This window comes from Bifidobacteriaceae bacterium, assembly GCA_031281585.1.
GTDB lineage: Bacteria > Actinomycetota > Actinomycetes > Actinomycetales > WQXJ01 > JAIRTF01.
This window is the reverse complement of sequence record JAITFE010000148.1, coordinates 1-10,550: the sequence shown is the minus strand read 5'-3', so window position 1 is coordinate 10,550 and position 10,550 is coordinate 1. Positions and strand designations below refer to the sequence as shown.

11 protein-coding genes and 1 pseudogene are annotated in these 10,550 nt (G+C 66.8%); 8 read left to right on the top strand and 4 right to left on the bottom strand.

Annotated elements, in window-relative coordinates; all coding sequences use genetic code 11:
• From LBC97_15575 to LBC97_15550, 6 genes and pseudogenes are all read left to right on the top strand, one after another.
• Nucleotides 1-258, top strand: a pseudogene (locus tag LBC97_15575) (transposase).
• A gap of 55 nt (nucleotides 259-313) precedes the next feature.
• Nucleotides 314-1,024: a GntR family transcriptional regulator gene (locus tag LBC97_15570; protein ID MDR2567445.1), complete on the top strand. Its 711-nt coding sequence runs from the start codon at nucleotides 314-316 to the stop codon at nucleotides 1,022-1,024.
• Between the two features lie 292 nt (nucleotides 1,025-1,316).
• A complete protein-coding gene (locus tag LBC97_15565) occupies nucleotides 1,317-2,144 on the top strand; it encodes an SDR family NAD(P)-dependent oxidoreductase (GenBank protein MDR2567444.1) in 828 nt (275 codons plus the stop codon).
• A gap of 204 nt (nucleotides 2,145-2,348) precedes the next feature.
• Nucleotides 2,349-3,407: an SPFH domain-containing protein gene (locus LBC97_15560; GenBank protein ID MDR2567443.1), complete on the top strand. Its 1,059-nt coding sequence runs from the start codon at nucleotides 2,349-2,351 to the stop codon at nucleotides 3,405-3,407.
• Nucleotides 3,404-4,489 (top strand): hypothetical protein, encoded by a 1,086-nt coding sequence (locus LBC97_15555; GenBank protein ID MDR2567442.1) that lies wholly within the window; start codon nucleotides 3,404-3,406, stop codon nucleotides 4,487-4,489. The genes LBC97_15560 and LBC97_15555 overlap by 4 nt, the downstream gene beginning before the upstream one ends.
• 201 nt (nucleotides 4,490-4,690) lie before the next feature.
• Nucleotides 4,691-4,888 carry a type II toxin-antitoxin system PemK/MazF family toxin gene (locus LBC97_15550; GenBank protein MDR2567441.1) on the top strand — a complete coding sequence of 66 codons (198 nt, stop codon included), beginning with the start codon at nucleotides 4,691-4,693 and terminating at the stop codon, nucleotides 4,886-4,888.
• A gap of 64 nt (nucleotides 4,889-4,952) precedes the next feature.
• Here the strand turns inward: LBC97_15550 and LBC97_15545 are convergent, their stop codons facing one another.
• Both LBC97_15545 and LBC97_15540 read right to left on the bottom strand, forming a co-directional pair.
• The gene (locus LBC97_15545; GenBank protein ID MDR2567440.1) at nucleotides 4,953-5,984 is read right to left on the bottom strand and encodes an adenylate/guanylate cyclase domain-containing protein; all 1,032 of its coding nucleotides are present in this window, start codon (nucleotides 5,982-5,984) and stop codon (nucleotides 4,953-4,955) included.
• Nucleotides 5,985-6,032: 48 nt separating this feature from the next.
• Nucleotides 6,033-6,824, bottom strand: coding sequence for a biotin--[acetyl-CoA-carboxylase] ligase (locus LBC97_15540; protein MDR2567439.1), 792 nt, complete (start codon nucleotides 6,822-6,824; stop codon nucleotides 6,033-6,035).
• Nucleotides 6,825-7,172: 348 nt separating this feature from the next.
• On the opposite strand from LBC97_15540, the gene LBC97_15535 reads away from it, so the two are divergent.
• Nucleotides 7,173-8,612, top strand: coding sequence for a PQQ-like beta-propeller repeat protein (locus LBC97_15535; GenBank protein MDR2567438.1), 1,440 nt, complete (start codon nucleotides 7,173-7,175; stop codon nucleotides 8,610-8,612).
• Nucleotides 8,613-8,665: 53 nt separating this feature from the next.
• Nucleotides 8,666-9,025 carry a DUF5709 domain-containing protein gene (locus tag LBC97_15530; GenBank protein MDR2567437.1) on the top strand — a complete coding sequence of 120 codons (360 nt, stop codon included), beginning with the start codon at nucleotides 8,666-8,668 and terminating at the stop codon, nucleotides 9,023-9,025.
• Between the two features lie 147 nt (nucleotides 9,026-9,172).
• Here LBC97_15530 and rplL read toward each other — a convergent pair whose 3' ends face one another.
• The gene (rplL, locus tag LBC97_15525) at nucleotides 9,173-9,559 is read right to left on the bottom strand and encodes a 50S ribosomal protein L7/L12 (GenBank protein MDR2567436.1); all 387 of its coding nucleotides are present in this window, start codon (nucleotides 9,557-9,559) and stop codon (nucleotides 9,173-9,175) included.
• Nucleotides 9,560-9,624: 65 nt separating this feature from the next.
• Nucleotides 9,625-10,146, bottom strand: a complete 522-nt coding sequence (gene rplJ, locus LBC97_15520) for a 50S ribosomal protein L10 (protein MDR2567435.1) — start codon at nucleotides 10,144-10,146, stop codon at nucleotides 9,625-9,627.
• Nucleotides 10,147-10,550 lie beyond the last annotated feature (404 nt).

Genomic DNA, 10,550 nt, shown 5'->3' with positions numbered 1-10,550 from the left:
GGCTGAGGCGAGGGAAGATCAAGGCGACGATCCCCGAGAAGGCGGACCAGATAGCGCGACGCAAGGCGAAAGGCTCTAGGGGAGGGCGCCCGCCGGCGTTCGACCCGGAGGTTTACAAGAGGCGCAACGTCGTGGAGCGGTTCTTCAACCGGGTCAAAGAGTTCCGGGGCCGTGGCCACCCGCTACGACAAGCACGCCCGCAACTACCGCGCCGGGATCGTCTTGGCGGCCACAATCACCTTGCTCAGAGACTTATGAGACACACCCTAGTCACCGGTCAACAAGCCAATGCGTGTGGGATTAGCATGGGCGAATGACGCAGAGCGGAGCCAACCCTGATGGGCTCGTGCTTGAGTACCTCAATCCCTGGCAGATCGTTCGGCAATCCCTGGCGGATCGAATCATTGATGGCTCCTTGAAGCCTGGAGCGCCGCTCAGCGAAACCACCTTGGCGAACGAGTATGGACTCAGCCGGGGGCCCATCAGGACGGCCCTCCAAGACCTTGCCAGAGTCGGCTTGGTCACGCCTGGTGAAGCAACGAAGCGCAGAATGGGCGTTGCGCGTTTCGAAGCTCGCGATATCGACGAACTCCACGAAGTCACCTGCGGGCTGGAGCGCATAGCAGCTCGGATCTCGGCTAAAAACGCCACAGATGATGACATATCAACGCTTTACCAACATCTCGAAGAGATGGAACAGGCACAGCAAACGGACGAACTCTATCTGTCCGTGAAGACAGACCTCGCGTTCCACCAGCATCTCGTGGACATGAGTGACAACAGCCGGCTCCTCATACTGTGGTCCACCATGGTCGAGCAGATCCGTTACACGATTGCTACCACTCGACGGTCCGTTCACCAGATCATCTGGGCGGAGTCCAACCGGCCGATAGCCGAAGCCGTCGCTGCCCACGATTCCGATGCCGCAGAAAAGGCGGTCGTGCGCGCTTTTGAGGTAGCGCATCGCCGAGTCGTCGACTACCGACTCCAAGCGGAACACGACGCGAATACCGAACGTCCGTAGGGGACGGCAGCAGGCCAGGGGCGCAGGGTATGAAGGGCCGTGCGGCGCATTCTCCGCACACCGGCCTTGACGCGGGACGCGGCTTGAAGAAGGAGGCATGGTCAGAACGCGCAAGCTTGCGGCGTCTGCAAGCCGGGATCACTGACGCGGAACCACGGGAGCAAAGAAGTCGCCTCCCAATCGGCTAGTTTGGCGCGGTCCGCCAGCTTCCGGACCTGAGTCAGGCGTCTCGGACGGGAGTATGGTTGGCTGCGGCGATGGCCCGCCAACCATCCGGGGAGCAGGAGGAGCAATGTCGACCTGGTTCATCACGGGGTGTTCTACTGGATTGGGGCGCGCGCTGGCCCAGGCTGTCTTGGAACATGGGTTCAACGCGGCGGTGACGGCGCGCCGGGCCGAGGCGGTCGCAGACATAGTGGCCGGCCACGGGGACCGGGCGTTGGCCCTGGCGCTGGATGTGAGCGACCACGGCCAGGCGGTGGCAGCCACCCGGACGGCCATGACCCGCTTCGACGGCATCGACGTGCTGGTCAACAACGCCGGCTACGGGTACCGGGCGGCTGTCGAAGAGGGCGAGCCGGAAGCTATCCGAGCCATGTTCGACACGAACTTCTTCGGCGCCGTCGACTTGATCCAACAGGTGCTCCCCTCCTTCCGGGAACGCGGTAGCGGTCTGGTGGTCAACATGTCGTCGATCGGCGGCCGGCTGTCCAACCCCGGCTCGGGGTTCTATTCGGCCAGCAAGTATGCGCTCGAAGGCCTGTCCTACGGTCTCCGCCTGGAAGTCGAGCCGTTGGGGATCAAGGTGATGGTCGTGGAGCCGGGCCCGTTCCGGACCGACTTCGCCGGCCGTTCCCTGGTGCAGCCGGCAGTCCCGATCCAGGCCTATGCGGCCACAGCGGGCACCCGCCGCAAAGAGAACGACCACATGGACGGCAACCAGGCCGGCGACCCGGCCAAGGCCGCCCAGGCCATCATCGCCGCCGCTGCGGCGCCCAACCCGCCGCACCAACTTTTGCTCGGCAACTCCGCCGTGGACAGGATGCTCGAAGAGCTTGGGCGCCAACAAGACGAGCTCGCCGCTTGGGAAACCACGTCTCGCGCCACCGACTTCGAGTGAGGTTCCAGACGGGGCCGCACCGCCCACATCAGTCGTAAACCTCAGAACCACAACCGCACGGGACCGCTCCGGCAATTGGCCTGCCTGGATCCAGCGAGCAGGTGACACGACAAGAGCCAGCGCCCAACCGCGCGCCCTACCCACCAAGGGCTATGTTGCGGTACGGTCGCTGGAATACCCCGGCAAAGAGGAGGCCCCCAGACCATGAGCACCATCCAGCGCTACCCGTGGCTGCGCCACTTTTTGGGCACGTCGACCGATTACGTGGTTCACCTCAAACGCGGCAAATTGACCCACCAAGGAATTGGCGCGGCGTTTTGGTTCAGGCCCGGCACTTCGGCGATCTCGGTTGTGCCGACGGCCGACCAGGAATTGCCCGCCATGTTCCACGCCACGACCGCAGACCACCAGGACGTGACCATAGGGCTCAACGTCACATTCCGTTTCGCGGATCCGGTGCTGGCTTCGCAGCGCCTCGAGTTCGGCGTTTTCCCGCCTGCCGAGTACTCCGGCGGCGACTCGGGGCGCACGCAGGCGGGCACCATCATCACCCAAATCGCCGAGAGCCGTTCGATCGACCACATCGCCACAATCCCGCTGGCAGAGGCTCTGCGCGGCGGGATCGCGCAACTGCGCGAACTGCTCACCGAGGCTCTGCGGAACGACGAGCGCCTCGCGGACACCGGCTTGGCGGTCCTCGGCCTGCATGTGCTGTCGATCGACCCGGAACCGGAGGTGGGACGCGCCCTCCAGACCCCTCTGCGGGAGCAAATCCAGACGGAGGCGGACCGCGCCACCTACGAGCGCCGGGCTTTGGCGGTGGAACGCGAGCGCACCATCTCCGAAAACGAGTTGGCCAGCCAAATCGAATTGGCGACCCGCCGCGAGGCCCTGGTGGCGCAGCAGGGGGCGAACGCGCGCCGCGAGGCGGAGGAAGAGGCCGCCGCGGCATTGGTCCAGGCTCAGGGGGCGGCCGAACGCCAGCGCCTCAAGACTGACAGCGAGGCCAGCCGGATTCGGCTCCTGGGCGAGGCGGCCGCCGCGCGTGAAGCCTCCGCGTTGGCCGTTTACCAGGGCGTGGACCAGGGCTTGTTGGCGGCGTTGGCGTTGCGCGAGGCGGCGGGCGCGCTTGGCTCCGTCAAGACCTTGACTCTCACCCCGGACATCCTGAGCGCGGCGTTGGCCTCCTTGAGCACGTTGAGCGGCGCGGCGGACGCCTCCGACTCGTTGGAGGCGTCCGCCATGGGCACGGCGAAGTCGTGAGGCAGCGCGCCGTCATAGTGCACCGGCGCACCGAGTTGGCGAAGGAGCTTGAGCTGCACGGCACCCGCAGTCAGGCCGAATTCATCCAGCAGCGACGCGGCAGTTCGTTGTCGCGCGCCGCCCAGGTGCACGATGCCGTCGGAGCAGCCATCGCCGGAGTCGCCGCCGCCGTACCAGACGATTGGGCGACGGCCCGGGTTGAACGCGACGACCTTGACCGGTTCTTGCCGGAGCCGAATGACGTGGTGATCGTTGTGGGCCAAGACGGGCTGGTGGCCAATGTCGCCAAGTATCTTGACGGCCAACTGGTGATAGGGGTCAACACCGAGCCCGGCCGCAACCCGGGTGTGCTGGTCCCGTTCACGGCCGCTCAAGCGAAAGCCTTGATTGAGAGGCTGGCCAAAGGCGCAGGCGGGAGTCAGGTGTCGGGGGCCGGGCGGCCGGCGCCGGAGGTGGCCGGGGTTGGCGTGCGCCTTTTGACCCAGGTCCAGGCCGAGTTGGACGACGGCCAGACGTTGCGCGCCCTGAATGAGATCTTTGTGGGCCACCACTCGCACCAATCAGCCCGTTACCGGCTCTTCTTGGATGGTTCGGACGGCACCGGCTCGAAGTCTGGCAAGTCACGGGGACGGTCCGGCCCCCCAGGACCGTCTGGCGCTTCGGAAAGGTCTGGGCCCGCCTGGCAAGACGATCGCCGTGCCGAGTCGCAGTCTTCCTCCGGGCTGGTGGTCGGCACCGGCACAGGGGCCACCGGTTGGCTGGCTTCGCTCTCGCCCGGCCATCCGGAGATGGTTCTGCCTGACCCCGCCGAGGAACGCCTGGCCTGGTTTGTGCGCGAGGCGTGGCCGTCCCCGGCCACGGGCACCTCGCTCACCGCCGGCTCACTGGGACCCGGCGAGGCGCTCAGCTTGGTGGTCGAATCCGAATCGCTGGTGGTTTTCGGCGACGGCATGGAACAAGACCGGATCACCGCCGCCCGCGGCCAACAGGTCCGCCTGACGGTGGCCGCCGAACGCCTCCGCCTGGCCTTCCCCCACAACACGCCCCAACGTCGCCCCACCCCAACCCGCCGACGCGCCTAACCCCCTGCTTTCCCATTTCCTCAAACTCTTCAAGTGTCCTGACGGTCCCCTCTCCCCGCTGGAGGGTGCCGATCGACTCCCTGAGGGCGGCAAGGTTCGAGTCGGAGTAGAACAGATCGGTTTCCACCCGAAAAGACCACTCCAAGATGCACTCGATGGCGGTGTAAACGGTGCACATGGCAAAGCGACTCAGCCTGATCATTGACGACGCCGCCGAACGGGAACGGCGAAAAGCCCTGGCTGATCGTGAGCAACAACTCGCGCAACCAGAATCTCGAAACCGTGTTGGCCGCCAGGATCACCACCACGAAGCACGCCCTACATCCCACAGTGGTTCCGCTCGCGCAGGGAGAGCCGTTGACGGGAAACGTCCTGGCGGATGACATAGTGCAGCTCTAGAAGGACGAACTCACCCGCCCCGGCGGGACGCTGAGCCCCGCCCACGGCAAGGGTCAGAAGCGCGTCAGACCCTGGTCAGGCGGTAGGGGACAACCTCCCCCATGCCCGGCACGGCCGCCGGACCTTGCGCCTCGAGCGCCAAGCCGACCCGGCCCGTCAACGCCTCGGTGGTGACCGCGTCCACCAGCACCTCGCCCGGAGCGGCCAAGCCCGTCAGTCGCGACGCGAGGTTGACCGACGGCCCGAACACGTCGCCGAAACGTCCCAGCACCCGGCCCCAGACAAGCCCAACACGGGCGGGCGGCGTCCTGCTGTCCCGCCCGATCTGCTCCGCCAGGTCCAACGCGATGAGCGCGGCCCGCCCGGGCTCATCCGTCACGAACATGATCCCGTCGCCGAGTTCCTTGACCACCCGGCCGCCTCCCCGCGACACAATGTCGCGGCATGAGCGCATGAACGCCTGGACCAGCAGATCCAGTTCGGCGGCGTCCAGCTTGGCCGAAATGGCCGTGTATCCAACCAGGTCAGCGAACCCGACCGCCCGCTGCAACGGCAAAGCCTCCGGCGTGGGGGCGCTTCCCTCTGGGCCGAGCTGTGAGACCGCCTCCCCCATCCGTCTGATGATCCGCGCCAGATGCGACCGCCACGCGTAAACCATCTGTTCCTCGAAAATGTCGGCCATGTCGGCAATCTTGTCCAAAACCACCAACCTCGCGGACTCGGCGTCCAACGAATGCCGTTCGGCGGCATCGTCCACCAACGACTCGATCTGCCACCACGCCAAACGCTCCGCCGTGTGGGAAACGGCCCGAAGCAGTTGCGTCTCCGTCTGGCGCCCGAGGACCCCGTAGGCCACCACCTCATAGGCGGCGATGATCGCGTCGATGTCCTTCGAGGTCAGCGCCTTCTCATCTTCGGCTGGCAACGGCAAACCCATGGAACGCCAAAAGGAGGCTATGCCCTCCCAGTCCAGCCCGGTCGCCTCCTGAACCTGCGCGAACGTCAACGTGCGCGGCGCCCCGGCGATCGCCTCCGCCCGGTCCTCGGCGGTCGAGTACTCGCCCCGAGCCAGCTTCTTCAGGCGGTCATCCGGCACACCAACCACCTTAAACCCAGTCCCCCTTTCCGGCCCAGAGCCGCTCGGCTAAGCGAGCTCGCCCGCGCCGACAGCCAGCGCGGACCCGTCGGGCAGGCGCAGGCGCAGCGAGCCGTCCGCCTCAAGGCCCTCCGCCAGACCTGCGACGGTCTGCCCGTCCGGCAGCGCCACCCGGGTTAGCCGTCCGAGCGCGGCCATCCGTTCCCCGGCCCTCCCGAGCAGCCGGGGATCCCCATCAGCCCACCTTTCGTACCACGTGGCGGCGGAGCTAAGGACCGCGATCGCCAGCCAAGTGCGGTCCACGTCCGGCGCGCCCGCCAACGCCACCGACCCCGCCCGGCCGTCCGGCAGCTCCTCTTCCGTTTGGTGGACATTGAGCCCGATGCCGACCACCACCTCTCCCCCGCCCGTCCCGCCGGCCAGCACTCCCGCCAGTTTCCGGCCCGCCAGCATCAGGTCGTTGGGCCATTTCAGGCCCGCCTGCCCCGGCAGCAGCAAGTCAAGGGTTTCTGCGGCCGCCAGTGCCCAAACCAGCCCCAGCATGGTCCGCCGGGGGGCCGCCTCCAAAGGCGGCTTGACCAGCACAGACGCGATCAGCGACGTTCTGGGAGGGGCGATCCATGCGCGGGGAGCCGGCTCGGCGGGGTGCTGGCGGCCCCTCCCCTGGGTTTGGTGTTCCGCCAGGAGCGCGGTCATGTGGGCCGGTCCCGCCGGGGTGGCGGCCCGGCGCAGAAGCTCCGCGTTGGTCGAGTCGATCCGTTCCACCACCTCGACCCGCGCGTAGGGCCCCTGCGCCACCAGCGCCTCCGCGAGCCGCGCGGCGTCAAGCGGGGGATGCACGCCCTAGAGCATAGAACGCCGGGGACGCCCCGGTGCGCATGGGCCGCCGCTGGTAGAGTCTCAGCGACCCCAGTTGGAACGAGTCCCGCAGGAGGCCTCGTGGTTGAGTCCCCGCCAGGGCCGGAGCCCGTCGGCTCGCGGCACCGAACCGGCGCTGGGAATGGGTCGTCGGCCGACCACTCCGGGGAGGCCAGGTCTGGAGGGCGACCGCCCGGGAAGAGCAGGTCTGGAGGGCGAACGCCCGGAGAGCGGCGGTCCGGGGAGAGCAGGTCCGAACGGCGGCGGTCTGGGGAGCGGCGGTCCGGAGACCGGCGGTCCGGAGACCGGCGGACGGGGAAGACAAAGGCTGTGGCGGTGCTGGCGGCGGTCGCGGCGGTGACTCTGGCAGCCGGTGCCGTGTGGTGGTTTGGCTTGCGAGATTCGGCGACGGAACGGCTTGGCCAAGGGCTGCCCAGCGTCATCAAAACCCCCGCTTTGGGCAAGGTTGTCTCCACCCGGGACGTGATGGGCGGCGACTTCGCCCAGACCGACTTCGTCGGCTTCTTTGACGACAACACCGGCCTGGTGAGCGGGACGAACGAATGGGGTGCCGGCGTCCTTGAGGCCACGGCCAGGTCAGACGGCGGCGGCGCGGGAGCGTTGGTGGGCGTGGACCTGACAACGCACCGGGAGAAGTGGCGCATCGAGTTGGCGGAGACGCTCGGCCTGGGCTCGGCGGCGTCAATCTCCAGCCAGGCCGAGGTGGCCGAAGGGCTGGCGCTGGTCCAAGTCCGCCAGACCTTGGGCACCGGCGAACCCGGCGCCGCCTTCCTTGTGACGGTCGACAGCCGGGGCCGAATCGTTTCCCAGCGGCAAGCCGCCGCAGACGCGGAGCTGGTTGGGCTGAGGCAAGACGTGGCGGTCTTGCAAGACGCCAGCCGGGAACTGGTCGGATACAACCCGGCGGCCTTGAACGAGCCGCTTTGGAGGGCTCCGGGCGCCAGCGCAACGCTCGCCCTGTCGAACGCCGTGAGCGGGACATGGTGGATCCTGGCCCGTGACGGTTTCATTGACGCCCGCACGGGCACGGCGGTGGGTTTCGGCGCGGACCTCGCCGAAGGCGGTGACCGGGCGCCCATGTATTACCTCGCCGAAGGAAGCCAGGACGTGGTGTTGCGGCACAGCCTTGAAGCTGGTTCGGCTTTCACGGGCGGCGGCCCGGGAACGGTGGTCCGGGTGGATCCGGCCACTGGCCGGGAGCTTTGGGAGAAGGGACTCGCCGTCAACGATTCAGTCTTGGTGGCCTTGGTGGCCGGGGACACGCTGGTTTTCGACTACCTGGGCGCCCAAACCGAAGGCGGGGTGGTCGCCGCGAACGTCGAGTCGGGCAGGCAATTGTGGTACGCGAAGGGTGAGGGGCTCAGACGGGGAGCGAACGGCGTGGCCGTCACCGTGTCACACGACTTTCAGCGGCTGACCACGCGGGATTGGCGTTCGGGCGAGGAAAAGGCCTCCCACAGCCTGGCGGAAGCCGAATGGTTGATGGGTGTTGGAACAAAGGTCGCCTATGTGGCGGACAACGCCGGGGTTATCACAGGTCTGAGCCTGACGGACGGTTTGAGGCGACTGTGGACCCTGGACACCGCCGGCGTCTGGCCGGACGGCAATTGGGCCACGACTTGGCTGATCGCCTCCCCGTCCAAACTGTTTCTGTGCACCCAATCGCCCGGCGTCTCGGGTGACGGCGCCGGGACCGGCTCTGGTCCGGCTGACGCCCGTCAAGTCGCCCTGGTCGAACTGAAGAGGTGAGACGGGACGTATTGGCGCTGGAACACTGCGGGCGGTGGTGAAGACTTGAGGCCATGGACCGTTTCACTGACGCACCCGAGGATCCGCCCTTCGACCTGTACCAGGACACGCCCGAGGATCTTCTGACACCCGGGGACCTGGACCCGCTTGACACGGACTACGACCCGCCGGACCGCGAGCCTGTGGCGGCCAAACGCCTCTGGGAGGAAGGCGACCACGAGACGCTGGACGAGCGCTTGGCTGATGAGGAGCCAGAAGTGTGGGACATCGACGCGGAGTTGGTCGACACGAGGCGGACGGGTCGGCTCGAAGCCGTCGAATCCGGGCGGGTGGCCGATGTCTTCGCCCAGGACGACGGCCTGGACGGGCTAGGCGCCTCAGCCGAGGAGGCGGCAGTCCACTACGAGAGCTGAGAAAAACGGGGACGGTACCTTTTCCGGCTGGCCGGAAAAGGTACCGTCCCCGTTTTCTGCCGCTTCAGGGGGCCGGAAAGATGAGAGGCCCGGCGCCGGTCTTGCAACCGGCACCGGGCCAACTTTCCCGCGGGGGGGCGGGAAACCTTACTTCAGCGTGACGGTGGCGCCTGCGCCCTCAAGGGCGGCCTTTGCCTTGTCCGCCGTCTCCTTGTTGACCTTTTCCAGGATCGGCTTCGGAGCGGCTTCGACCAGGGCCTTCGCCTCGCCCAGACCCAGTGAGGTCAGAGCCCGGACTTCCTTGATGACCTGGATCTTCTTCTCGCCGAAGGAGTCGAGGACCACGTCGAATTCGGTCTGCTCCTCTTCCGGTTCCGCCTCGGCGGCGCTCGGCGCTGCCGCCACGGCCACGGCGGCCGGCGCGGCGGCGGTCACGTCGAAGACCTCTTCAAACTTCTTGACGAACTCGGAGAGTTCGATCAGCGTCAGGTCTTTGAATTGATCGATCAGCTCGTCGATGGTGAGCTTTGCCATTTTGGTACTGCCTTTCTCGAATCAGCCGGTGATCGGCCTGGGACTTTTGTGGTTGGTTCGGCCGATCAGGCCGCTGACTCCTGCTTTTCCCGCAGGGCGTCGATGGTGCGAACCGCCTTGCTGGCGGACGCGGTGAACAGATACGCCGCTTGGACAAGCGACGCCTTGACCACGCCGGCCAGCTTGGCCAGCGTGACCTCGCGGGAGTCGAGATCCGCGAGTCTTGTCACGTCAGCGGCGGTCATCGCGGCGCCATCCATGATGCCGCCCTTGACCACCAGCGCGTGGTGTGCCCTGGCGAAATCCCGCAGAACCTTGGCCGCCGTGACCGCGTCGCCGTGTACATAGGCGATGGCGGTCGGCCCGGTCAGGACCTCATCCACCCCTTCGACTCCAGCGTCGCGCAAGGCGATCTTGGTCAGCGTGTTCTTCACCACGGCGTAGGTGGCGTCTGCCCGCAGGGCGCCGCGCAACTCGCGCAGCTCCGCCACGGTCAGCCCGCGATACTCCGTCAGCAGCGCCGCTTGCGACTCCGTCACTTGCTGGCGGATTTGCTCGACTGCTGCGACCTTGTCCGGCCTCGCCATTGGCTCTCCTCGGTTGTCGGTGTTCGGTCTGCCTGAAACCGGCGGCGGCGCGGGCATCAAAAAAGGGCCCCAGCGCAGGCGCACGGGACCCTGAGGTCTTTCGTTTCACCTGCGCAGGTCCGCTTCTTTGAGCGGCTTCGGGCCCGTATCAAACGACACCGGCCAACCAGCGGTCTTTGGCCTGGCAACTCTAGCACACGCCTCCCGAATCTCGGGCACCCCCGAGTCCCCATGCCGCAGGCGGCCACGCTCGGATTGATCGGCCCGAAATCTCTGCTATTTTTCTGTTTGGCTTGATTCATAGGTATTTCTGCGTGGAAATACTTATGATGCCGCCGCCCACATGTCAATTCGGCCTGCCCGCCCGCTATGCGCCTCCGCAGACCGCCCACGAATGAGTTGAT

Excerpts from the sequence above, each read along its gene's own strand:
- rplL (MDR2567436.1), bottom strand. The coding sequence starts at position 9,559 with ATGGCAAAGCTCACCATCGACGAGCTGATCGATCAATTCAAAGACCTG.
- LBC97_15530 (MDR2567437.1), top strand. The coding sequence starts at position 8,666 with ATGGACCGTTTCACTGACGCACCCGAGGATCCGCCCTTCGACCTGTAC.
- LBC97_15560 (MDR2567443.1), top strand. The coding sequence starts at position 2,349 with ATGAGCACCATCCAGCGCTACCCGTGGCTGCGCCACTTTTTGGGCACG.
- LBC97_15570 (MDR2567445.1), top strand. The coding sequence starts at position 314 with ATGACGCAGAGCGGAGCCAACCCTGATGGGCTCGTGCTTGAGTACCTC.
- LBC97_15565 (MDR2567444.1), top strand. The coding sequence starts at position 1,317 with ATGTCGACCTGGTTCATCACGGGGTGTTCTACTGGATTGGGGCGCGCG.
- rplJ (MDR2567435.1), bottom strand. The coding sequence starts at position 10,146 with ATGGCGAGGCCGGACAAGGTCGCAGCAGTCGAGCAAATCCGCCAGCAA.